Origin of the sequence: Streptomyces sp. NPDC053431 (assembly GCF_044544925.1) — a bacterium.
GTDB lineage: Bacteria > Actinomycetota > Actinomycetes > Streptomycetales > Streptomycetaceae > Streptomyces.
Map to the genome: position 1 here is coordinate 338,984 of NZ_JBITXX010000004.1, position 23,616 is coordinate 362,599.

At 75.0% G+C, this 23,616-nt stretch carries 16 protein-coding genes and 1 pseudogene; 9 read left to right on the top strand and 8 right to left on the bottom strand.

The annotated features are described in order from the left end of the window. Window positions 1-49 precede the first annotated feature (49 nt). The 3 genes and pseudogenes from ACIGXE_RS14225 to ACIGXE_RS14235 form a co-directional block, all read right to left on the bottom strand. A pseudogene (locus tag ACIGXE_RS14225) lies at window positions 50-895 on the bottom strand (EamA family transporter); the annotation flags it as partial. 157 nt (window positions 896-1,052) lie between these two features. Further along, the gene (locus tag ACIGXE_RS14230; protein WP_399746945.1) at window positions 1,053-2,672 is read right to left on the bottom strand and encodes a cation acetate symporter; all 1,620 of its coding nucleotides are present in this window, start codon (window positions 2,670-2,672) and stop codon (window positions 1,053-1,055) included. After that, entirely contained in the window at window positions 2,669-3,100 is a 432-nt protein-coding gene (locus ACIGXE_RS14235; protein ID WP_399746947.1) for a DUF485 domain-containing protein, read from the bottom strand. Before ACIGXE_RS14235 ends, ACIGXE_RS14230 begins: the two co-directional genes overlap by 4 nt. A gap of 609 nt (window positions 3,101-3,709) precedes the next feature. Between ACIGXE_RS14235 and ACIGXE_RS14240 the strand changes: the two genes are divergently transcribed. The 7 genes from ACIGXE_RS14240 (at window position 3,710) to ACIGXE_RS14270 (ending at window position 15,889) form a co-directional block, all read left to right on the top strand. After that, window positions 3,710-5,134: a PLP-dependent aminotransferase family protein gene (locus tag ACIGXE_RS14240; RefSeq protein WP_399746948.1), complete on the top strand. Its 1,425-nt coding sequence runs from the start codon at window positions 3,710-3,712 to the stop codon at window positions 5,132-5,134. A gap of 464 nt (window positions 5,135-5,598) precedes the next feature. Beyond that, window positions 5,599-7,194, top strand: coding sequence for an alkaline phosphatase D family protein (locus ACIGXE_RS14245; RefSeq protein ID WP_399746950.1), 1,596 nt, complete (start codon window positions 5,599-5,601; stop codon window positions 7,192-7,194). 141 nt (window positions 7,195-7,335) lie between these two features. Next, window positions 7,336-8,715 carry an SWIM zinc finger family protein gene (locus ACIGXE_RS14250; protein ID WP_399746952.1) on the top strand — a complete coding sequence of 460 codons (1,380 nt, stop codon included), beginning with the start codon at window positions 7,336-7,338 and terminating at the stop codon, window positions 8,713-8,715. A 65-nt stretch (window positions 8,716-8,780) separates the two neighbouring features. Continuing rightward, a complete protein-coding gene (locus ACIGXE_RS14255; protein ID WP_399746954.1) occupies window positions 8,781-11,486 on the top strand; it encodes a DUF6493 family protein in 2,706 nt (901 codons plus the stop codon). Between the two features lie 85 nt (window positions 11,487-11,571). Beyond that, on the top strand, window positions 11,572-13,029 hold the full coding sequence (locus tag ACIGXE_RS14260; protein ID WP_399747143.1) for a GNAT family N-acetyltransferase: 1,458 nt from the start codon (window positions 11,572-11,574) through the stop codon (window positions 13,027-13,029). 559 nt (window positions 13,030-13,588) lie between these two features. After that, complete coding sequence (locus tag ACIGXE_RS14265; protein WP_399746955.1) at window positions 13,589-15,316, top strand: DUF885 domain-containing protein; 1,728 nt, start codon at window positions 13,589-13,591, stop codon at window positions 15,314-15,316. Window positions 15,317-15,439: 123 nt separating this feature from the next. Next, window positions 15,440-15,889, top strand: a complete 450-nt coding sequence (locus tag ACIGXE_RS14270) for an Lrp/AsnC family transcriptional regulator (RefSeq protein WP_399746957.1) — start codon at window positions 15,440-15,442, stop codon at window positions 15,887-15,889. A 17-nt stretch (window positions 15,890-15,906) separates the two neighbouring features. Here ACIGXE_RS14270 and ACIGXE_RS14275 read toward each other — a convergent pair whose 3' ends face one another. The 3 genes from ACIGXE_RS14275 to ACIGXE_RS14285 are packed head-to-tail and all read right to left on the bottom strand — an operon-like array spanning window position 15,907 to window position 20,822. Continuing rightward, window positions 15,907-18,972: an AAA family ATPase gene (locus ACIGXE_RS14275; RefSeq protein ID WP_399746959.1), complete on the bottom strand. Its 3,066-nt coding sequence runs from the start codon at window positions 18,970-18,972 to the stop codon at window positions 15,907-15,909. Next, on the bottom strand, window positions 18,969-20,141 hold the full coding sequence (locus tag ACIGXE_RS14280) for an exonuclease SbcCD subunit D (protein WP_399746961.1): 1,173 nt from the start codon (window positions 20,139-20,141) through the stop codon (window positions 18,969-18,971). The genes ACIGXE_RS14275 and ACIGXE_RS14280 overlap by 4 nt, the downstream gene beginning before the upstream one ends. Before the next feature lie 54 nt (window positions 20,142-20,195). After that, window positions 20,196-20,822, bottom strand: a complete 627-nt coding sequence (locus ACIGXE_RS14285) for a YigZ family protein (protein ID WP_399746963.1) — start codon at window positions 20,820-20,822, stop codon at window positions 20,196-20,198. 152 nt (window positions 20,823-20,974) lie between these two features. On the opposite strand from ACIGXE_RS14285, the gene ACIGXE_RS14290 reads away from it, so the two are divergent. Further along, window positions 20,975-21,403 carry a CoA-binding protein gene (locus ACIGXE_RS14290; RefSeq protein ID WP_399746965.1) on the top strand — a complete coding sequence of 143 codons (429 nt, stop codon included), beginning with the start codon at window positions 20,975-20,977 and terminating at the stop codon, window positions 21,401-21,403. On the opposite strand, the gene ACIGXE_RS14295 is transcribed toward ACIGXE_RS14290, so the two are convergent. Both ACIGXE_RS14295 and ACIGXE_RS14300 read right to left on the bottom strand, forming a co-directional pair. After that, window positions 21,396-21,980 (bottom strand): YbaK/EbsC family protein, encoded by a 585-nt coding sequence (locus ACIGXE_RS14295; RefSeq protein WP_399746967.1) that lies wholly within the window; start codon window positions 21,978-21,980, stop codon window positions 21,396-21,398. The genes ACIGXE_RS14290 and ACIGXE_RS14295 overlap by 8 nt on opposite strands. A 137-nt stretch (window positions 21,981-22,117) precedes the next feature. Next, window positions 22,118-22,690 (bottom strand): helix-turn-helix domain-containing protein, encoded by a 573-nt coding sequence (locus ACIGXE_RS14300; RefSeq protein WP_399746968.1) that lies wholly within the window; start codon window positions 22,688-22,690, stop codon window positions 22,118-22,120. A 104-nt stretch (window positions 22,691-22,794) separates the two neighbouring features. Between ACIGXE_RS14300 and ACIGXE_RS14305 the strand changes: the two genes are divergently transcribed. Then, window positions 22,795-23,586 carry an EamA family transporter gene (locus tag ACIGXE_RS14305; protein ID WP_399747145.1) on the top strand — a complete coding sequence of 264 codons (792 nt, stop codon included), beginning with the start codon at window positions 22,795-22,797 and terminating at the stop codon, window positions 23,584-23,586. The last annotated feature ends 30 nt before the right edge of the window (window positions 23,587-23,616 follow it).

Genomic DNA, 23,616 nt, shown 5'->3' on the forward strand with positions numbered 1-23,616 from the left:
CGGCCCCCACCAGGAGGCTGCCGGCGGCCTGCGCCGGGCCGAAGGAGCCGTGCGCGACCGCGGCCGCGGTCAGCGCCGCGGCCACCGGGATGGCGCCGGTGAACAGGGTGGCCCGCTCCATGCCCATCCGCTGGACGCCCATGTAGAAGAGGACGAATCCGACGACCGTCGCGAGCGCGGCCTGCCACACCAGCGCGCCGGTCTCCGCCGCCGTCGGCACGCGCAGGGCGGCCGTCCCGTCGGCGAGGAGCGCGAGCGCCGCCGACTCGACGGCCGCGAGGCCGCACACCACCGCGGTCAGCAGCTTCGGGCCGAGCGGGCGCAGCACCGGCACCGCGAGGACGGTGAAACCCACCTCGCCCGCGAGGGCGGCCACCGACCAGCCGAGACCGGCCGCGTCGGTGCGGCCCCAGCCCTGCACGGTGAAGGCCCCCGCGGCCACGAGCACCGCCCCGTACAACACGGCCCGGGTGGGCCGGCGGCCGTCGGTCAGCGGCACCAGGACGGCGACCACGACGGGGGCGCAGCCGACCAGGACGCCGGGCACGGCGGGCTCGGCGGTGCGTTCGGCGGCGAGGACGGCGAGGTTGAAGCCGACCATGCCGACGGCGGCGAGCAGGGCGAGCCGGAGCCACTGCCGGACGGTCAGGACGCGCAGCGGGGCGAAGCCGCCCCGGCCGAGCAGCGGCAGCAGGAGCAGACAGGCGGCGCCGTAGCGCAGCGCCTGGCCGCCCGCGTACGGGTAGGCGCCGAGCAGGCTGTTGGCGGTGAAGGAGGCCCCGACGAGGGCGTAGGCGACGGTCACGAGGAGCGCGCCGCGCAGGGAGTTCGCGTTCATGCCTCCGACGCTAGGAACCGAACGGCCGCTGGTCGGGGTCCACTTGCGTGGCGCCATCGGGGACCACTTCCCCAACGAGCCGTCCACCACCGAGCCATGGCCACCCTCGCCTGCCTCCGGCCATGGCTCCCCTGGCTTCCGGACACGACCTGAAGCCGAAAGGGCGCCAGGCCCGGAACTTCGGCCCGGGCGCCCTTCCGTCCGTGCGTGGGCGTCAGGGCGCGGAGGTGGTGTTCGCCGCGGGTGTGCCGGCGAGGATCATCTCCTCCACCGCTTCGTACCGCATGCGCTCGTCGGCCGGGTCACGTTCGTGGAGCACCGTGCCGAGCCAGCCCGCGAGGAAGCCCAGCGGGGCCGAGAGGATGCCCGACGTGGTGAACGGGAACCAGTTGAAGTCCTGGTCCGGGAAGATCGCCTGGGGCGATCCGGACACCAGGTTGCTGCCGGTCATGAGGATGAACGCGGAGGCGCTGCCCACGACGAGGGTGCAGAGCAGCCCCGTACGGGAGTAACGGCGCCAGAAGAGGCTGTAGACGAGGGCCGGTGCGACCGCGGACGCGCCGATGCAGAACGACAGGGTGAGCAGCGCCTGAAGGTTCAGATGCCGTGCACCGGCGGCGATCGCGATCGCCACGAACCCGACGCCCGCCGCGGCGGTCCGGGCGATGGCCATCTCCGCGGAGCCCTTCGGTCGCGCCTTGCGGCGCAACCCGTGCGTGACGACGTCGTGCGCCAGGGTGTTGGCGCAGGCGAGGGTGATCCCGGCGACCGAGGCCAGAAGGGTGAGGAAGACGGCCGTCGACACGGCCGTGAACAGCAGGGTCTCGACGGTCGTCGGGTCCGTGCCCATGACGGCCTGGCTGACCATGAGGAATGCCGTCTTGCCCTGCGGGTCGCCGGCGACGATTCCCTGGTGGCCGACGATCGCCGCCGCGCCGAAGCCGATGACGGCGATCAGCAGACAGGTCACGACGACGGTCGAGACGGCCCAGGACATCGAGCGCCGCACGGCCGCCGCGCTGCGCGCGGTGAACATGCGCATGGTGATATGCGGCAGCACCGCGGCGCCGAGCACGACCGTCAGCTGAGTGCTGATCATGTCGAGCGCGTCGCCGCCGAACTGCAGACCGGAGGCGAGATAGGCGTCTCCCGCCCCGCTGCCGCGCTTGGCCGCGTCCAGCAGGGAGGGCAGGCTGAAGTCGAAGCGGTTGAGGACGAGCGCGGCGATCGCGAGGGACGCGCCGAGCAGGGCGACGGTCTTCACGATCTGGATGAAGGCGGTGCCCTTCATGCCGCCGATCGCCGCGTACGCGATCATCAGCAGGCCCAGGAACACGATCGCCCCGGTCTTGAAGCCGTCGGAGTCGAAGCCGAGGACGACGGAGAGGAGATCGCCGGCGCCCGCGAGCTGGAAGACCACCAGCGGCAGCAGTGCGGTCAGGGTGACCGCAGCCGTGGTGATCCGCACGGCGGGGCCGGGGTGTCGCCGGGTGAAGACGTCGCCGATCGTGAACCGGCCGGCGTTACGCAGCGGTTCGGCGAGCAGGAACATCATCAGGACCAGCGAGAGCACCGTGCTCAGGGCGAGCGTGACGCCGTCGTAGCCGACGAGCGCGATGATGCCGATGGTGCCGAGCACGGTGCCGGCGGAGATGTAGTCGCCGGCGATCGCGAGGCCGCTCTGCACGGGGGAGAGCGAGCGGTAGCCGGTGTAGAAATCGCCCAGGTCGTCACGCTCGGGGCTGGTCATCACGCACAGCAGCAGCGTGACGGTGATGACCGCGATGAACGCCAGCAGCGACATGGTCTGGGCCTCGGAGCTGAAGCCGGTCATGCGCGCGCACCTCCGGTGGGCCACACGGGACGGCCGGAGTGGCTCTGGCGCTCCGGCCGGGGCGCGGCTGCCGATGCCGCCTGCTCGGCGCGTTCGCGGAGCGCCGCGGCGAGCGGGTCGACGCGGTTGCGCGCCATCCGCTCGTACAGCGCGCTCGCAGCCAGCGCCACGGGCAGCTGGAGGAGCCCCAGAACCAGACCGGTGGTGAGACCACCGGTGATGTTGCCGGTCATCACCGAGGGGGCGTAGCCGGACAGGAGAAGGAAGAGGACGAAGTAGCCGAGCGCGGTGAAGGTGGCGACGCGGCGGAGCCTGCGGTAAGCAGATCCGAGCCGGCGCAGGTCGTCACGATCGTGGGCGGCGGCGGGCGGTTGCGGCTGGGGGGAGGCGCCCCAGGGCTGCTGCGCGGAGTCCCAGCCCTGCGGCAAGGAGTCCCATGTCCGCGGGGCCGAGTCCCAGGCTGCCGGTGGATCGGTGTCCCAGGAGGGCGATCCACCCTCCCTGGACCGCGACGCCGCGTCGTGACGGTGCCACCCGGCATTCTGGTGCCGGGGCGGGGGCGGCGGGTCGGGGAAAGGCTGGTGGTATGACATCGATCTTGCTCCTTGCCGCCCCGGGGGGAACGGGCGGGTGGCGCTGGTGGTCCGCGTACGTTACTCATGGGTAGGGCTCTCGCGTAAGGGGATTCCGACCGCTCGGTATGTCGGTTCGGTGACGATCCTGTGCGCGTTGGCGACGAAACCGGCGGAAACCCCCGCGTGAATCGTTCCGCAGGCCGTGGGCGACTCTCGGGCCGCCGTCCCCGGGACCGGTCGCCGAGGGCACCGGGCTGGAGCCGAGGGCACCGGGCCGGACCGGGAGGAAAAGCGCTCCGGATGCGCCGACCGGAGCGGTCACTGTCGAGATTTCCGCTGCCCCGGACCGGTCCCGGATCGGCGCACCCCCTTGTACTCACTTGCCCCCTTCGGCCCCGGTCCGGCCCCCGGGTAGGCTCCGCGCCGGACGGTCCGGCGAGCGGACGAGGGGGGACGGGACTCATGCGCGGGCATCCGGCCTGGGAGCTGCTGCTGCCCGCGGCGGCGGCGCCGCCGCGGCGGCGCGGGCGGTCGTTGCGGGAGGCGCTGCGTGAGGCGGTCCGGACCGGCCGGCTGGCGCCCGGCACCCGGCTGCCGTCGAGCCGGGCGCTCGCCGCCGACCTCGGCGTCTCCCGGGGCCTGGTGACCGAGGCGTACGAGCAGCTCACCGCCGAGGGGTACCTGCGCAGCGACCGGGGGTCGGGCACCTGGGTCGGCGGGGTGGCCCGGGCCGCGGCGCCGGGCGTGCGGGACCTGGCGCCACGCCCGCCGGGCACGCGGGTCGACTTCCGTCCGGGGACGCCCGACCTGTCGATGTTCCCGAGGTCCGCGTGGGGCGCGGCCCAGCGGGCCGTCCTGGCCGAGCTGGAGCACCGGCAGCTCGGCTATCCCGATCCCCGCGGCCTGCCCGGACTGCGCAGCGCGCTCGCGGCGCTGCTGGCGCGCCGGCGTGGGGTGGTGGCCGATCCCGAGCGCCTGGTGGTGTGTTCGGGGGTGGCGCAGGCGACGACGCTGCTCGGCTTCGCGCTCCACGCGCGCGGGCTGCGGACGGTGGGGGTGGAGGATCCGGGGAGCCCGGAGCACGGCAGGCTGTTCGCCGCGACCGGCCTGGAAACGGTGTGGCTGCCGGTCGACGAGGAGGGTCTCGTACCGGGTCCGCTGGCCGCGTCCGGGGTGCGGGCGGCGGTGGTGACACCGTCCCACCAGTTCCCGTCCGGGATCGCGTACACGGCGGGGCGCCGGGCCGCACTGCTCGACTGGGCCCGGTCGGTGGACGGCTTCCTCCTGGAGGACGACTACGACGGGGACTTCCGCTACGACCGCGCGCCCGTGGGCGCGCTGCAGGGGCTCGATCCGGAGCGGGTCGCCTACGCGGGCTCGGTCAGCAAGTCCCTCGCCCCCGGGCTCCGGCTGGGCTGGATGCTGGTGCCGGAGGCGCTGCTCGACGAGGTCGTGGAGCGCAAGCGGACCATGGACCTCGGCAATCCGGCCCTCGACCAGGCCGTGCTCGCCCGCTTCGTGGCGGACGGCGGTTACGACCGTCAGCTGCGGCGCTGCCAGCGCGCCTACCGCGAACGGCGGGACGCCTTGGTCGCGGCCCTGGAACGGCACTTCCCGGGCACGGAGGTGACCGGCATCGCCGCCGGACTGCACGTCATCGCGCGCGTGCCGCCCACGTACGGTCCCACGACGCGCTTCCTGGAGCGGGCGCGCGCGGCGGGGGTGGCGCTGCGCCCCCTGGAGGACTACGGCACGGCCCGCTTCACCGACACCGACCCGGTCCACCTGGTCATCGGCTACGCCCATCTGACGCCGGGTGACATCGCCCGGGGCATCGGTCTGGTGGCGGAGGCGTACGGGACGGGGCGGGGGCGGGACGGGGGGTAGGGGCGGGACGGGGACGGGACGGGGGGTAGGGGCGGGACGGGGGCGGGGCCAGGACAGGGGGCGGGCCCAGGACGGAGGGCGGGCCCAGGACGGGGGGGCGGGGCCGGGACAGGGGGGCAGGGCCGGGACAGAGGGACAGAGCCGGGACACGGGCGGGCTGTGATGGGGGTGGGGCCGTGGCGGGAGCCGGGCCGGGGGCGCCCCGGCCCGCAAGCTGAGGCCGGCCCCTGGGGCGCGGGAGCGGTGGGCCCCGCCGACATCCTGAAGTGCGGGAGCTGTGCGCCCCGCCCGCATTCTGACGCCGTCTCACGGGCGCCGCAGCGGTGCGCTCCGACCCCCGTCGTGATGCCGGCCGGCGTCACCTCGTCGGCGCCCGGGCGTTGTTCACGCGGGGTTGGGTTGCGCGCCTTCCCCGGGCGCTAGGCATGGGTGCGGTCCGTCCGATCAGCCTTGGAGGCGCTTCGATGTCCCAGCCCATGCCCGGCCCGTCACCCGCCCGCCGTACGGTCCTGCGCGGATCGCTCGCCGCCTCGGCCGCCGCTCTGACCGTCGGCGGCGGCGCGTTCGCGAGCCCGGCGTTCGCCCTCTCGGGGCGCCCGTCGGCCGCGTGGGGCGTGCAGACCGGTGACGTCACCGCGCACTCGGCCCTGCTGTGGGTCCGTTCGGACCGGCCGGCCCGGATGATCGTGGAGACCTCGGCCGGCGAGTCGTTCCGCCGCGTCCGCCGCCACTTCGGACCGCTCCTGGGCCCCGAAACCGACTTCACGGGCACCACCGCGCTGCGCGAGCTGCCCGCCGGGGAGCAGATCCACTACCGCGTCACGCTCGCCGACCCGGACGACCCGCGCCGGACCGGCGAGCCGGTCGTCGGCACCTTCCGCACCGCTCCGGCGCGGCCCCGGGACGGGGTGCGCTTCCTGTGGTCCGGCGACATCGCCGGACAGGGCTGGGGCATCAACCCGGACATCGGCGGCTTCCGCGTGTACGAGGAGATGCGCCGGCTCGACCCGGACTTCTTCCTGTGCAGCGGCGACACGATCTACGCGGACGGGGTCATCCAGCCCAGCGTGACGCTGCCCGACGGCCGGATCTGGCGGAACGTCACCACGCCCGAGAAGTCGAAGGTCGCCGAGACGCTGGACGAGTACCGCGGCAACTTCCGCTACAACCTCCTCGACCACCACGTACGCGCCTTCAACGCCCAGGTGCCGTCGATCGTGCAGTGGGACGACCACGAGGTGCGCAACAACTGGTACCCCGGCCAGATCCTCGACGACTCCCGCTACACCGAGAAGAACGTCGACGTCCTCGCGGCCCGCGCCTCCCGCGCGTTCGCCGAGTACTTCCCGGTCTCCACGCTGCACGCGCGCGCGGGCGAGGCCCGGTCCGAGGGCCGGATGCACCGGGTGGTGCGCTACGGGCCGCTGCTCGACGTGTTCGTGCTGGACATGCGGTCCTACCGCAACGCCAACTCGCCGGGCCGGCAGGCGGACGACACCGTCGGCATCCTGGGCGCCGAGCAGCTGGAGTGGCTCAAGCGCGAGCTCGGCCGGTCCCGCGCGGTGTGGAAGGTGCTCGCCGCCGACATGCCGCTGGGCCTGGTCGTCGCCGACGGCGCCACGGACTTCGAGGCGGTCGCGCAGGGCGACCCGGGCGCTCCACTCGGCCGCGAGCTGCAGATCGCCGAGCTGCTGCGGTTCGTCAAGCACCGTCGTATCACCGGCACCTTGTGGCTGACGGCCGACGTGCACCACACCTCAGCGCAGCACTACGCGCCGGAGCGCGCGGTCTTCCAGGACTTCGCGCCCTTCTGGGAGTTCGTGTCGGGCCCGCTGGCCGCGGGCGCCTTCCCCGCCAGCCGGCTGGACGCCACCTTCGGCCCGGAGCGGGTCTTCGTGCGGGCGCCGGAGCGGGCCAACCTGTCGCCGATGGAGAGCCCGCAGTACTTCGGCGAGGTCGACATCGACGGCGACAGCGGGGAACTGACGGTCCGCCTGCGCGCCGAGGGCGGAACGGTGCTGTTCTCGCAGGTGCTCCGGCCGGGTCGCGTCGGACAGTAGCCGGGCGGGGGGCCGGGGGCCTGGGGACCGGCCCCAAGGGCGTGGCGGCCGAACGGCGCGGTGGCCCCGCGGGCCGGCCCGAACGGCCTGGTGGGAGGGGATCCCGGCCGATTGTCAGTGCCCGGTCCTACGGTCGTTCCCATGACGCGATCCGTACAGGCGCTCGCCTACGCACGCCCGTCCGCCCTGGAGCCCGTGGGCTCCGGGCGGCTGCTCGGCCTGGAGACCTCGGGGGGTCTCACGCCGCGAGGCGCCGAGGCCCATCCCCGGTTCTTCTCCGGCTTCCTCACCTCGCCGCAGGTCGCCGCGCGGGGGCTGCTCGCCGTGGCCGACGTGGCGGCGGCGCGCTACCACCAGCGGATACGGCCGGGTTCGCTGGACCCGGTGGTGACCGGGAACGGCGACCGGCTGCGGTTCGAGTCCTTCTCGGGCTGCGGCGGGGTGTACGCCCGGCTCGACGTGCTGAGCGCGGGTCTGGACGGGTCGGAGACCGGACACGGCACGACGAACGTGGACGTCAACAACCCGTTGCGGGAGGCGCTCTCGCGGCTCACGGGGGACGATCCGCTGCATCTGCGGGTCGGTCCGGAGGAGCTGGCGGTGACCACGCTGGACGGCCCGGTCGTGGAGAAGAAGGTGCCGTTGCCGGACCGTTGGCTGCGCGGCTTCGCGGAGGCGCAGGTCTCCTCCGCCGGCTTCGACCTGCGGGCCGAGCTGTCGGGGGCGGAGGCGGTCCGCTTCCTGCGCTCGCTGCCGCGCTCCCCGGCACGGGGCCGGGGCCCGCTGTGGGTGGTGCAGTCGGGCCGGACGCTGCGGCCGACCACGCGGCCGGTCGCGGGGGCGGTGTGCCTGGCGGGGCCGGACCGGCTGATCGCCCTGGAGCGGGTGCTGCGGCACGCGACGGCGCTGCGGGTGTACGGGCCGGTGCCGGACGGCAGGCCCGCGCCGAGCGCCTGGGAGGTGGAGCTGTCGGGAATGCGGCTGACGTTGACCCTGTCCCCCGACCCGGCGCGCGGTTTCTCCGGCGAGGGCGGCGTGCTGGAGGCGCTCGCCACGGAGGAGGCGGCCCAGGACGCGGAGCTGATCTCGGTGCTGCTGGCCTGGGAGCCGCGGATCGACCCGGCCGACCTGGCCGAGCAGTCCGGACTCTCCGTCGACCGGGTGCGGGCGGCCCTGACCCGGCTCGGCACGGCGGGACGCGTGGGCTACGACGTGGCGGACGCGGCCTACTTCCACCGCGAACTCCCCTACGACGCGGACCGCGCCGAACGGCACAACCCGCGCCTGGTCGCCGCCCGGAGGCTGGTCACGGAGGGCGCGGTGGCCCTGGACGGCCTGCTGGCCTCGGTGACGTCGGGCGAACGGCGCTATCAGGTACGCGAGTCGGAAGGCGGGCGGCTGAGCTGCACGTGCACCTGGTGGGCGGAGTACCGGGGCCGTCGGGGCCCGTGCAAGCACGCGCTGGCGGTGCGGATGGCACGGCGGGGCGCCGTGGCGGAGACGACGGGGGTCGCGGCATGACGAACGTGATGACGACGGGTACGACCGGGCCGGCGAGGACGGCGGAAGTGACGGGGGCGCCAGAAGTGACAGGGGCGACGGGAACGACGGCGGCGACGGAGATGACGGAGGGCGCGGCCGGGGAGCTGCTGGCGGCCGTGCGCGCGGGCCGGCACGGAGCGGTGCCGGGGCTGCTCCGGCGGCTGGACGCGGCCGGCCGCAAGACGGTCCTCACGGAGCTGAAGGAGCTGCGCAAGGAGGTGCGTGGCTGGGACTGGAACCGGTGGAACGAGCAGGTGGAGGCGCAGCGCGCGCTGCGGGTGGCGGGGGCCGGGTGCCACACGGGCGCCGCCGCGGCGGCCGCCTGGATCGCCTCCCGTGACCTGGCGGGCTGGGGGCGGAACGCGAGCGACGACCTGCTGGAGGTGCTGGCGGACCGGGAGCCCGCGTGGCTCGCGGACGTGGCACGGCGGCTGGCCGAGCGGCCCGCGGTCGCCGACGACGACTACGGACTGGTGCACGGCCTGGTGGTGCGCTCCGGCAGTCCGGCGCCGGCCACGGAGGCGTATCTCCGCGGCTGGACCCGTGAGATGACGGACGCGCGGCTGCTGGAGCGGCTGCGCTCCGACCCGCAGACGCCGGTGCTCGTGCCCCGCGTCCTGGAGCTGACCGAGACGCCGGACCGGCTCACCTGGTCGGTGGGCCCGGAGGCGCCCACGCACTGGCCGACCGCGCTGAAGACGCTCGCCGACGAGGGCGTCCTGGACCGGGCCGTGCTGGTCGAGGGCTGCGTCGCCCGGCTGCTGCGCGGCGGGCGGCCGCGCGACCTGCGCTTCCCTCTGACGCTGCTCCAGCTGCTCGGGACGACCGGCGAGGAGCGGCGCGGGCGGGTGCCCGACTGGCTGGGCATGGTGGCGGACGCCCCGTCGCCGGTGGCGGCGTACGCGCAGGAGGTCCTGGCGGAGCTGGCGCTCGACGGCGGGCTCACGGTGCCGCAGCTGGCGGAGATGTCCGGCGCCGTGCTGTTCCGCACGGAGAAGAAGCTGGTGCGGGCGCAGTTGACGCTGCTCGGCAAGGTGCTGCGGCGGGAGCCGGGGGCGGCCGAGGAGCTGCTGCCGGTGGTCACCGACGTGTTCGGGCACGAGGACACGGCGATCCAGGAGCGCGGCCTCGCCCTGGTGGGACGTCACCTGGCGGGGGTGGACGAGCGGGTGCGCGAGGAGCTCGCCGGTGCGGCCGAGCTGTTGAGCCCGGTGCACCGGGCGGCCGCGGTGGAGCTGTTCGGCGGGGCGGCGGTCGTCGACGCCGGTCCGTACGAGGAGGTCCTGCCGCCCGTGCCGGAGCCGCGCCCCCTCGCGCCGGCGGCGGAGACGGTCGCGGAGCTGATGGAGGACCTGGTCACCCTGGCCCGGAATCCGTACGAGTCCGTCGAGGACTTCGAGCGGGCCCTGGACGGCGTCGTCCGCCATGCCTACCGGGACCGGGAGGCACTGGCGGCGGCCGTGCGGGAGACCTTCGCGGGAGAGTACTGGCTGGAGCGCCAGGATCATGTGGTCCGGAGTTCGGAGGGCGTGCTCACCGTCCTCGCCGCGCTCGTCGGCGGGGTGCGGCCGGCCCAGCTCGACATCGCCCGCAGGCGCCGTTTCCAGGCGCCGGGGTGTGCGCACGAGGCGCTGAACAGGGCGGTCGACGTCCGCTCGTGGGAGGTCGCGTGGCTGATGGCCACGGCGGCGCCGGTGCCGTTCCTGCTCGCCACCCCCACGCTGCACACCGGGGCCGTCGATCCGCTGGTGCTGGTGGAGCGGCTGCGGGAGTACCGGGACGCCGGGGTCGAGCCGTTGCCGGTGGATCTCGCCCAGGCGCTGCTGCGGGTGCGGAAGGCCGACCCGTCGGCGGCGCGGGCCGCGAGGGAGGCGGCGGGGCTCGGCACGAGGGCCGGTGCGCGGCTCGCGGACTGGCTGACGGCGGCGGAGTCCCTCGCCCCGGGGCTGCGGTTCCTCGCCAGGAGCGAGGACAGCCGGTCGAGTTCGTGGTGGCTCGCGGACCGGCTGGTGCTCGCGGTACGGGAGCACCGGACGATCAGGAAGGAGTTCCCGCCCGCGTTCCACTGGCTGGGGGCGGAGCCGACGGAGTCCGCGCGCGGGTGCGGCAGGTATCACTGGTCGGCGCTGCGTCCACTCTGGCCGGGGGTGCTGCCGGACGACCGGGAGACCCTAGGGGCCTGGCTGCTGCCGTCGCTGGCCGGCGCGGCCGAGTGCGAGGAGCGCGGTGCGGCCTGGGGTCTCACGGCGCTCGCCGAGGCGGACGGTCCGGCCGGTCCGGCCGTCCATCTGGCCCTGGCGATAGGACTCGGCTGCCGGCACGCGGAGGACCGGCTGACCGCCGTGGACGCGCTGCTCGTTCTCGCGGCGCGGGGGGACCTGGATCCGGCGCTCCTCGCCGCCCGGCTCTCCGACCTGGTCGCCGAGGGTACGGTGAAGCCGAACCGGCTCGCGGACGCGGTCCGTACGGCGGCCTCGACGGGGGCGTACGCCACGGTGTACGCGGTGCTCGCCGCGCTGCTTCCGGGTCTGTTCAGGGCGCCGAAGGCGGTGCACGGGACGGGGGAGCTGGTGGCGGTGGCCGCCGAGTGCGTGGAGCGGTGCGGGGCCTCGGGGGAGCCGGCGGGGCTCGCGGAGACGGCGGCGCGGGCGGGTTCCTCTCAGCTGGTGACGCAGGCACGTCGACTGCTTGCCGCACTCGGACAGAACGCCGATCAGACTCCTTCAGAAGGGGCCGAAATCGGTCACTAGGCGCCCAGATCGGCACTTAACCCGTCGGTCACAAAGCGTTCGTGATCACGCAACACCGCTGGGTCACAGTGAGGTCATGACCGACATGACGCCCACGAAGAACGCCCGCCGCGCCCACCACTGGCGGCACGACCTGATCGAGCTCGCGGCCCTGTTCACCGCCGTGGTGGTGGCCGACACGATCGCCAAGACGGTCGTCAAGGGACACGACGGCCCCTACCTGCTCGTGTTCTCGGCGATCGCGCTGGTCGCCACCGCCGCGTTCCACACGTGGTGGGCCCGTCGGCACAGCCATGCGCCGCCCGCCGACGATCCCGGCGGCAGCGGGGACGCCCCGCTGCCGCCGGCCGTCCGTTCCGGCGCCGACTCCACCCCCGTGTCGGCCGGCACGGTCCTGTGGCGGATGCGGACCACGGTCCGCGACACGCCGGGCAGCCTCGCCGCACTGTGCACGGTGCTCGCCCGCCACGGGGTCGACATCCTGACCCTGCAGACCCATCCGCTCGCCGAGGGCACCGTCGACGAGTTCCTGCTCCGCGCGCCCGCCGCGCTCCAGACGAGCGAGCTGACCCGGGCGATCGCCGCCGCCGGCGGCAGCGACACCTGGACCGAGCGGGCCGACGCCCACGACCTCGTGGACACCCCGACCCGGGTGCTCGGACTGGCCACCCGCACCGCGCTCGACGCGGCCGAACTGCCCCTCGCCCTGCGCCAGCTGCTCGGCCGCTGCACCATCCACTCCGTGCCGCCGGTCTCCCTCAGCGGCCGGCCCACCGGCGAACCCGCCCCCGTGGAAGGGGTCCTCGAGGAGAGGGTGATGCGGCTGCGCGACCCGAACGGCGGCACGATCGTCGTCGAGCGGCCCCATCTGCCCTTCACCCCCACCGAGTTCGCCCGGGCCCGCGCCCTGGTCGAACTCGACGCCCGGCTCGGTCCGCGCATCCCCCGCAGCAGCGACGTGTTCACCCTGCCCGAGGGCAACGAGATCACCGTCCGCCGCGCCGACCAGCGCGACCTGGCCGCCGCGCGCGCCATGCACGACCGCTGCTCCGCCCGCACCCTCGGCCGGCGGTACCACGGCCCCGTCGGCGACGCCGACCGCTACCTCGACCACCTGCTGAGCCCCCGGTTCGGCCGCACCCTCGCCGTGCAGACCGCATCCGGCCGGGTCGTCGCCCTCGGGCACCTGCTGTGGGACGGCGACGAGACGGAGGTCGCCCTCCTCGTCGAGGACGACTGGCAGCGGCGCGGCATCGGCTCCGAACTCCTCGGCCGGCTCGTGGCCCTGGCCGAGGAGGCCGGCTGCGACAGCGTCTACGCGGTGACCCAGTCCTCCAACACCGGCATGGTGGCCGCCATGCGGGCGCTGAACCTGCCCCTCGACTACCAGATCGAGGAGGGCACCCTGGTCATCACCGCCCGCCTGACGAGCCGGCCGGCCGCGACGCCTGGCACGACCCCGGCGGCCGCCCCGCAGAAGGCGCCGGACACCTCCGTGAACGCCGCCACGGACGCCGCGGCGCCCCGCCGGACCGGGCGCTGAGGGCCGCCGCTCCCGCGGCGGAGGGGCACCGGGCGGTGACCTGGAGAGCACCCCGAACGGTTACCCGGCGGTAGCGCGAAATCGCCCTGCCGAGTTCGGCCATTGGCCGGTTCCGGCGGGCCGGACACGGGCGAAGCCCCCGTTCCTCGCCCGTCGCGAGATGACGACGCCGTCCTCGGACACCCGCTGCGACGGAATCCGGCCAATCTCCGGCCGGGGGCGACGCCCTGTCATCCGGCCGGGTCGGGCCGGTCCGGCGGGAACTGATCGGGCCGCGCGCCGGGCGGGCAGGGAACCGCCCGGCGTCCCGGGCGCTCCGCTCTCCCGGCGGGCCCCACGCCCCTCGGCCCGGGCGCCCGCCGCGAACCCGGCCGACCTGCGGCGACGCACGCCGGTCGGGTCCGCCGTGCGGCCCGGGCCGGCTTGGGTGGAGCCCCGTCCGGACGTCGGGCGAGGGGCGTGCGGAGCACCGCCCGCGCCTGTTCCGGGCGCTCACTTGTCAGCCGAGTGAGCTCGGTCGTGGTGACGAGCGGACCATGGACGGGTCAGGATGAGCGTCATGCCAGAGACTTCCCGCACCGCACTTCCCCGCCAGGTCGCCGACGACTACGTCGACGCGCTCATCGAACTCGACCCGATCACCGGTACCTTCCTGGGAGTCCACGAGAGCGCGGGACGGCTGCCCGACTTCTCCCCCGCCGGCCAGGAGGCCCTCGCCGAGCTGGCCCGGCGCACGCTCGCCCGGCTCGACGAGGCCGAGCGGCTGCCCGGCGCCGAGGACGAGGCGGAGCGGCGCTGCGCGCGGCTGCTGCGGGAACGGCTGTCCGCCCAACTCCTGGTGCACGAGGCGGACGAGGGCCTGTGTACGGTGAGCAATCTGCGCTCGCCCGCGCACAGCGTGCGGATCTCCTTCACGATGCTGCCGACGGCGACCGCCGCGGACTGGACGGCCGTCGCCGCCCGGCTCCGCGCGGTCCCGGCCGCCCTGGAGGGCTACCGGGCCTCGCTCGCGCTCGGGCTCGAACGCGGCATGCGCGGCGGCCCCCGGGCCACCGCCACGTTCGTCGGGCAGCTGACCGAGTGGGCGGGCGCGGGCGGCGCGGGCCAGGACGGTACGCCCCGGGGCTGGTTCGAGGGATTCACCGACGGCGCCGAGAAGGCCGGCGACACGGTCCACGAGGAGCTGCGGGCCGAGCTCGCGGCGGCGGGCGCGGCGGCGGACCGGGCCGTGGTGGCGCTGCGGGACTGGATGCGCGACGTGTACGCCCCCGCGGTGGCCGGCGCCCCCGACACGGTGGGCCGCGAGCGCTACCGCCGCTGGTCGCGCTTCTTCAACGGCACCGACCTGGACCTCGACCAGGCCTACGCGTACGGCTGGTCCGAATACCACCGGCTGCTGGGCGAGATGAGGCGCGAGGCCGACCGGATCCTGCCGGGCGCCGACCCGTGGGAGGCCCTGGCCCACCTCGACGAGCACGGCACCCACATCGAGGGTGTGGACGAGGTCCAGGCCTGGCTGCAGCAGCTGATGGACGAGGCGATCAAGTCGCTGGACGGCACCCACTTCGAACTGGCCGACCGGGTGCGGCAGGTGGAGTCCCGCATCGCACCGCCGGGCGGCGCCGCGGCCCCGTACTACACCGGCCCCTCGGAGGACTTCTCGCGCCCCGGCCGCACCTGGCTGCCGGTGGACGGGCAGACCCGGTTCCCGGTCTACGACCTGGTGTCGACCTGGTACCACGAGGGTGTGCCGGGCCACCACCTGCAGATCGCGCAGTGGGTGCACGTCGCCGACCGCCTCTCCCGCTACCAGGCGACGATCGGCAAGGTCAGCGCCAACACGGAGGGCTGGGCGCTGTACGCGGAGCGCCTGATGGACGAACTGGGCTTCCTGCCCGACCCGGAGCGGCGGCTCGGCTATCTGGACGGCCAGATGATGCGGGCCTGCCGGGTGATCGTCGACATCGGCATGCACCTGGAGCTGGAGATCCCGGCGGACTCCCCGTTCCACCCCGGCGAGCGGTGGACGCCCGAGCTGGCGCAGGAGTTCTTCCAGCGGCACAGCAGCCGGCCGCCGGCCTTCGTGGAGAGCGAGATGACGCGCTACCTCTCCGTCCCCGCCCAGGCGATCGGCTACAAGCTGGGCGAGCGCGCCTGGCTGCTCGGCCGCGCCAACGCGCAGGCGGCGCACGGCGAATCCTTCGACGCGAAGGCGTGGCACATGGCGGCGCTGTCGCAGGGGCCGCTGGGCCTGGACGACCTGGTGGACGAGATCTCGCGGCTCTGAGCGGGCCGGGGAGGGGGTTCCGGGCGGAATCACCCGCTCTCCCCCTCTTTCGCCTGTTCCGTATCGTGGGCGGACCCCGGGAGGCGCTTGCACTCCCGGGGTTTTTTCTGCAGGGTCACGCCCATGACCAGCGGATACATCCCGGACGCCACGGACTGGCGGATTCTCGATGCCCTCCAGGACCAGGGGCGGGCCAGCTTCGCCGAGCTCGCCCGGGCCGTGTCCATGTCGCCGTCGGCGGTGACCGAGCGGGTGCGGCGCATGGAGGAGGCCGGGGTCATCGCCGGCTACACGGCGGTCGTCGACCAGGAGCGCCTCGGGCTGCCGATCCTCGCCTTCATCCGGCTGCGCTACCCCAACGGCAACTACAAGCCCTTCCACGACCTCATCGACGCCACGCCCGAGGTCCTGGAGGCGCACCACGTCACCGGCGACGACTGCTTCGTCCTGAAGGTCGCCGCCCGGTCGATGAGGCACCTGGAGGAGATCTCCGGCAAGGTCGGCGCGCTCGGCTCGGTCACCACCAGCGTCGTCTACTCCTCCCCCCTCCCCCGCCGCCCGATCAGCCGCTGAGCCTGGCCGGCGGCCGATCAGCCGCTGAGCGCCTCCCCGCCGGTCCGCAGCCGCACCGCGGAACCGTGCCGGGCCTTGACCACCTCCAGCTGGGCCGGGATGCGGCGGCGCAGGTCGCCGACATGGCTGACGATGCCGACGCTGCGGTCGCTCTCGCGCAGCGAGTCCAGGACGTCGAGGACCTCGTCGAGGGTCTGGTCGTCGAGGCTGCCGAAGCCCTCGTCGATGAAGAGGGTGTCGAGCCGGACCCCGCCGGCCTCGTCGGTGACGACGTCGGCGAGGCCGAGGGCGAGCGCTAGGGAGGCGAAGAAGGTCTCGCCGCCGGACAGCGTCGCGGTGTCCCGCTCGTTGCCCGTCCAGGCGTCGACCACGTGCAGGCCGAGGCCGGCCCGCCGGCCGCCGCTGCGGGCGTCGGAGTGCACGAGCGTGTAGCGGCCGGAGGACATGCGCTGGAGCCGGGCGGTGGCCGCGGCGGCGACCTGTTCCAGGCGGGCGGCGAGGACGTACGACTCCAGGCGCATCTTGCGTTCGTTCTCGGCCGAGGTGCCGGCCGTGAGCCCGGCGAGCCGGGCCACCCGCTCGTACTCCTCGCGGAGCGGGCCGAGCCGGCGGACCTCGGCGTCGGCCTGCCGGGACAACCGGTCCAGCGCGCCGACCCGTTCGCGTACGGCGGCGAGCGCCGTGTCGGCCTCGCGCAGCACCCGCGCGGCGGCGGCGTGCGCGGCCTCGGCGGCGGCCGGGTCGGCGGGCGGCAGCGCGGCGGCGGCCGCGGTGGCGGCTTCGCCGAGCCGGTCCGCGACCGCGGCGGCCTCGGCCTGCCAGGCGTCCACGCGCTGCTGGTGGGCGCGGCGCTCCGGTTCGTCGAGGAGAGCGGCGGCGGCCTCGGCCGGGGTGGCGAAGCCGGCCCTGAAGGCGGCGTCGGCGAGCCGGTCGTCGGCCTCCTTCAGGCCGCGCGCCGCGAGCTCCGCGGTCCGCACGGCCTCGGCGGCCTCCGTCAGCAGCGCGATCCGCCGCTCCAGGAGCGTCGCGTGGGCGGCGACGCTGCCGGACTCGCCGCGGGACCGCGCCAACTCGGCCTCGATGGCGTCCTGCTGCTGCTCGAGTGCCTCTCGTCGCGAGGTCCGCGCGGCCACCCGGGTCTCGGCCTCGCGCTGCGCGCCCACCCGCTCCTCGTGCTCCCGCTCGGCCCGGGCGAGCTCCTCACGGGCGGCATGGGTCCGGGCGGCGAGCGCGTGCGCCTCGGCCTGCTCGCGGGCGAGCTCGTCGACCACGCGCGCGAGCTCGGCGACGGTGGGCTCCTCGGGGGCCGCCTCCGCGTCCACGGCGCCGGTGCCGCTCTCGCCCGTCGCCCGGCCCGCCGTCGTCTCCTGGCGCGCGGTCTCCCAGGCCTCCGCGGTGGCCGCGACGGCGGTCTCCGCGGCCGTGCGGGTCTCGTCGGCCCGGGTGTACGCGGCGTAGGCGGCGTCCTCCGCGGCGCGGTCGACGTGGTCGGCCGTGGCGCGGGCCGGGTCGGGGTGGCTGGCCGAGCCGCAGACCTGGCAGGGGGTGCCGGGTTCGAGGGCGGCGGCGAGCTCGGCCGCGATGCCGCGCAGGCGGCGGGTCCGGACGTCGAGCCAGTGCTCGTGGGCCTCGTTGCGGCGCTCGCGCGCCTCCGTCAACCGGGCGCGGGCGGCGTCGAGTTCGGTGGCGAGGGCGTCGCGGCGGCGGGCGGCGGCGAGGCGGCGGCGGGCCGGTTCGAGGCGGCCGGCGAGCTGTTCGGCGCGGGCGGTGGCCTCCTGGGCGGCCTCGACGCGCCGCTGGAGTTCGGCGCGGTGCGGCTCCCAGTCGGCCAGCCAGGCGGCGGCGTCCTGGAGGAACTCCTCGTCCGCGCGCGCCTCGCGGTCCAGGGCGGCCCGCTCGGCGGCGATCTCCGCGCAGCGCTGCTCGGCGCGGCGGGCGGCCTCCAGGCCGCCGAGTTCCTCACGCAGGCGCCGCTCCACCGTGGAGAGGTGTTCGGCTCCGGCCTCGGCCAGGTCGGGGGGCAGTACGGCGCGGGCGCGGTCGCGGGCCTCGTTCGCGGTCCGGAGGGCGCGCTCGGCGTGCTCGCGCAGGCCGAGCGCGGGGGCGACCCGGTCGGCCTTCAGGGAGCGGTCGAGGGCGGTCTGCCAGGCGTCGCGCTCCGGGCGGCGGGCGGCCAGCTCCTCGCGTCGGCGCAGCGCGTCGGCGTGCCGGGCCTGGCGCTCGGCGAGTTCGCGCGCGGCGTCGAGCGCGGCGCGGGCGGCGGCCTCGCGCCGTTCGGCGGCGGCCAGGCGCAGTCGGGCGATGTCGTGGGCCTCGCGGGCGTCGGTGCGGGCGAGTGCGGCACGGATCTGCACGGCCTCGGCGAGGCCGGGCTCGCCCGGGCGCTGCTCCGGCGGCGCGCCGCGGGTCCCGGCGGCCTCGGCCATCCGGTGGGCGAGGGCGAGGAGCCGCTCGTCGCCCTCCCGGACCTCGTGCTCGGCGGCCCGGCGCAACTCGGCCAGGCGGTCCTCGACGGCCGCGAAGCGGCGGGTGTCGAAGAGCCGGCCGAGGAGTTTTCCGCGGGCCTCGGCGTCGGCGCGCAGGAAGCGGGCGAAGTCGCCCTGCGGCAGCAGGACGACCTGGCAGAACTGGTCGCGGCTCATCCCGAGGAGCTGGGTGATCTCCTCGCCGATCTCCTGGTGGGAGCGGCTGAGCCCCTTCCAGGTGCCGGTCCCGGCGTCGTACTCGCGCAGCGTGCTCTGGGCCTTCTCCGTCGTGAAGCCGCCGCCGCGCTTCTTGGGGCGCAGCTGCGCCGGGCTCCTGGTGATCTCCAGGCGCCGCTCCCCCACGGTCAGTTCGAGGGTGACCTCGGTGGTGGTGCCGACGGGGGCGTGGTCGCTGCGCAGGACGGTCCCGGGGCTCTGGCGGGCGCCGGGGACGGCGCCGTAGAGGGCGAAGCAGACGGCGTCGAGGACGGAGGTCTTGCCGGCGCCGGTGGGTCCGTGCAGGAGGAAGAGCCCGGCCGACGACAGCGCGTCGAAGTCGATCTCCTGGGGGGTGCCGAAGGGCCCGAAGGCGGAGATCGTCAGGCGGTGGAGCCTCACCGGCCGCTCACCTCGCGCTCCGCCGCGTCGACGCGCACGGCGTCGAAGGCGCCGTGGAGGACGGCGCGCTCCGCGCCGTCGGGGCCGGCGCCGCCGCGTACGTGGGCCACGAAGTCCTCCGCGATCTGCTGGTCGCTGCGGTCGCGCAGGCGGGTGGCGTAGGAGAGGAGCGGGTCGTCGTCGGTGCGCTCCGGCTCGAAGACCAGGTTGAGGGTGTGCGGGAAGCGTTCGGTGAGCCGGGCCATGGGCTCGGCGGGCCGCACCGGGTCGGTGAGGGTGGCCTCCACCCAGGCCTCCTCGTGGCGGGTGAGCGCGGGATCGGCGAGCAGGTCGTCGAGCCGGCCGCGGATCCGGGCGAGCGGGCGGGGCACGGGGCAGTCGACGCGTTCGGCGGTGTCGACCGCGCCGTCGGCTCCGAGCTCGATCAGCCACATGGTCTTGCGGTGGGTGGTCTCGGAGAACGAGTAGGCGAGGGGCGAGCCGGAGTAGCGGATCCGGGGGGTGAGGGTCTGGCTGCCGTGGAGGTGTCCGAGGGCCACGTAGTCGACGCCGTCGAAGACTCCGGCGGGGACGGCGGCGACGCCGCCGACGGTGATGTCGCGCTCGCTGTCGCTGGCCTCGCCGCCCGCGACGAAGGCATGGGCGAGGACGACGGATCGGGTGCCGTCGGGCCGGGTGGCGAGGTCGGCGCGGACCCGGTCCATGGCGGCGGCGAGCACGGACTCGTGCGCGGCCTTCTCGGCGCCGAACCGCTCGCGGACCAGGGCGGGTTCGAGATAGGGCAGGCCGTAGAGGGCGACGTCGCCGTGGGCGTCGGTGAGCAGGACCGGGGTGCCGATGCCGGCCGGGTCGGTGCGCAGGTGGATGCCGGCCCGCTCGATGAGGCCGGCGCCGACGCCGAGGCGGCGGGCCGAGTCGTGGTTGCCGGAGATCATGACGGTGGGCACGCCCGCCTCGGCGAGCCGGTGCAGGGCGGTGTCGAAGAGCTCGACGGCGGCGAGCGGGGGCACGGCCCGGTCGTAGACGTCGCCGGCCACGAGGACGGCGTCCACCTCGCGCTCGCGCACCGTCGCCACCAGGTGGTCGAGGAAGGCGGCCTGGGCGTCGAGCAGGGCGACCCGGTGGAAGGAGCGTCCCAGATGCCAGTCCGACGTGTGCAGAAGCCTCATGATCCGGGAGCGTATCGGTGGGGTACGACAGCGCGGGTGGCGGTCGGCGCCGTCTCAGGCATCGCCGTACGCCTCCCCGCCCAGTTCGAAGCTCGCCTCGCCGGCCGTCGCGTCGGCGAGCCAGGCCGTGAAGTCCGTCACGTCGGCGTCGGGCAGTCCGATCTCGATGGTGACGGCGGCGCCGTAGCTGACCTCCCGCACGGACCGGCCGGTGGACCGCAGGTCGTTCTGGAGCCTGCCCGCGCGGTGGTGGTCGACGGTGACGGTGGCGAGCCGGTAGCGGCGCCGGGTGACCGTGCCCAGCGCGTCCAGGGCCTCGCCGACGACTCCGCCGTACGCGCGGATGAGGCCGCCCGCGCCGAGCTTCACGCCGCCGTAGTAACGGGTGACGACGGCGGCGACGTAGCGCATCTCGCGGCGCAGGAGCATCTGGAGCATGGGGACGCCCGCGGTGCCGCCGGGTTCGCCGTCGTCGGAGGCCTTCTGGACGGAGGCGTCGGCACCGATGACGTACGCGAAGCAGTTGTGCGTGGCGGTCGGGTGCTCGCGGCGGATGCGGGCGACGAACGCCTGCGCCTCCTCCTCGGTGGCGGCGGGCGCGAGCGCGCAGATGAAGCGCGATCGGTTGATCTCGGTCTCGTGGACGCCCTCGCCGGCGAGCGTGCGGTACTGCTCCTGCATCCCGACAGCCTATGCGCCCGGCCGGCCCGCTCCGTCCGGGGCGGGTCCCGCGCGCTGCCGGTCCGGGCCGGGAATGACCGACGGTCACGGATCGTTCACCAGGACGACCGCGTGGTTCACGCACGTACGGATGTCACGGAAGGCAGCGGCACATGAGCGTCGAGACCAGGACCGCCGAGACGGAGTCGGAGACCGTCCGCAGGATCCTCACCGAGAGCGGCGACACGTGGGCGATCGTGGGCCTCTCCGGCAACCGGGGGCGGGACGCCTACAGGATCGCCGCCCTGCTGCAGCGCTTCGGCAAGCGGATCGTGCCGGTCCATCCGAAGGCGGAGACGGTGCACGGCGAGCAGGGGTACGCGAGCCTGGCCGACATCCCCTTCCCGGTCGACGTGGTCGACGTCTTCGTCAACAGCGGCCTGGCGGGCGCGGTCGCGGACCAGGCGGTCGCGATCGGCGCCAAGGCGGTCTGGTTCCAGCTCGGCGTGGTCGACCCGGAGGCGTACGACCGGACCCGGGAGGCCGGCCTGGACATGGTCATGGACCGCTGCCCGGCCATCGAGATACCGAAGCTCAGCTGACGCCGGGCGGCTCCGGGGCGGGCTCGAGGCCGAGCCCCTCCAGGACGACGGCGCCCGGCAGCTCGGCGAAGGCCTTGCCCGGCAGGATGATCTTGCCGCGCCGCCGCCCGCTGCCCACGAGCACCCACTCGGTGTCCACGACGGTGGCGTCCACCAGGACCGGCCAGCCCTCGGGCAGGCCGAGGGGCGTGATGCCGCCGTATTCCATGCCGGTGTCCCCGGTGGCGACGTCGATCGGCGCGAAGCGGACCTTGCGGGAGCCGAGCTGCTTGCGGACGGCCCCGTTGACGTCGATCCGGGTGCCCGAGCGCACCACGCAGGCGGCCAGGGTCGTGCTCTCGCCGCGCTTGCCCGCCACGATCACGCAGTTCGCGGACTCGTCGAGCAGCCGCTGCCCGTAGTGCTCGACGAACACCGCCGTGTCGGCGATGGCCGGGTCGGTGTCCACGTAGAGGACGGATTCGGCGGGGACGCTGCCCCGCCACGCGCGGACGGCCGCGGCGACGGGCGCGGTGAGCAGGTCGAGGCGGTCGAGGGCGGGTCGGACGTCGGTGAAGTCTCCGATGGGTGCGCGCATACCGGCACGCTAACAAGTCCGCGCCGGAAGGCGGCTGTTCGTCTCAACGGGCGGGCGGTGCCGTACGGGCAGGGGGGTGCGTGGGCGGTGCCGTACGGCCAGGGGTGCGCGGACGTGCGTGGGGTGCGTGGGCGGCCTCAGCGGGCGGGCGGGATGGACACGGCCATCGTCATCTCGACCGTCTCCTCGCCCTCGTTGCGGTAGGCGTGCGGCACGTTGCTCTCGAAGACGGCGGAGGTGCCGGCCGGGATGAGGTGCTCCGCGCCGTCCACGACGAGGGTCAGCGTGCCCTCCGTGACGTGCAGGAGCTCGGTGGTGCCGTCGGGGTGCGGGTCGGAGGCGCTGCCGTCGCCGGGCATCAGGGTCCAGTGCCACAGCTCCAGCGGGCCGCGGGCCTCGGTGCCGGCGAGCAGCGTGGTGTGGCTGCCGGTGGAGGTGGACCACATGCGCACGGCCTGGTCCGGCGGCACCAGACGGACGTGCGAGCCCTGCTCGTAGTCGAGGAGGGTGGTGATCGAGACGCCGAGCGCGTCGGCCAGCTTCACGGTGGTGCCGACGCTCGGGTTCGTGCGGGCCTGCTCGATCTGGATGATCATGCCGCGGCTGACCCCGGCCCGGGCGGCGAGCGCGTCGAGGGTGAAGCCGCGCTCGTTGCGCCAGCGCTTCAGGTTCCGGGCGAGCGACTGGGTGAGCTGGTCGAGGTCCGACACATTCCGTCCAATATTGTGAATGACAGAGTTCAACAGGCTGTACTACCGTGTGGTGCACCCGATTGTTCATTGCACTGTACTGCGAGGCACCACCGATGACGGCACTGACGGCGTTGTTCGCCCTGGCCACCAGCCTGCTCTGGGGTCTGGCCGACTTCGGCGGGGGGCTGCTCACCCGGCGCTTCCCGGCCCTGACCGTCGTCGTGGTGTCCCAGAGCATCGCGGTCGCCGTCCTCGGCACCGTCGTCCTCGCCACCGGCGCCCTGAGCGAGGCGGGGCCCCTGCTCTGGTACGCGGTCGCGGCCGGCGCGGTCGGCCCGGCCGCGATGCTCGCCTTCTACCGGGCGCTCGCGCTCGGCCCGATGGGCGTGGTCTCCCCGCTCGGCTCGCTCGGCGTCGTCGTGCCCGTGGGCGTCGGCCTTCTGCTGGGCGACCGCCCCGGCCTCCTCCAGTTCGCCGGCATCGCGGTGGCGATCGTCGGTGTGGTCCTCGCGGGCGGCCCCGAGCTGCGCGGCGCCCCGGTACAGCGCCAGGCGGTGCTTCTCACGCTCGTGGCGGCCTTCGGCTTCAGCGCGGTGATGGCCCTGATCTCCGAGGCGTCCACCAGCCTGACCGGGCTCTTCCTCGCCCTGTTCGTGCAGCGCGTCACCAACGTGGCCGTCGGCGGCGGCGCCCTGTGGCTTTCCGTCCGGCGCGGCGGCCGGGTGCTGCCGGAGGACGGCGGCGGGGTACGGGGCGTGGTCGCCGCTGTGACGATCGCCGCGGTCCTCGCGAGCCTCTACCCGGTGGTGACGGCGCTGGCCGCCCGCGGCGTCCTCAAGGAGCGCCTGAGGGCGGTGCAGGCGGCGGGCGCGGGTCTGGCCTTGGTGGGCACGGTCCTGCTGGCCACGGGCTGACGGGACCGGACGCTCCGGGGGTCGGCGGCG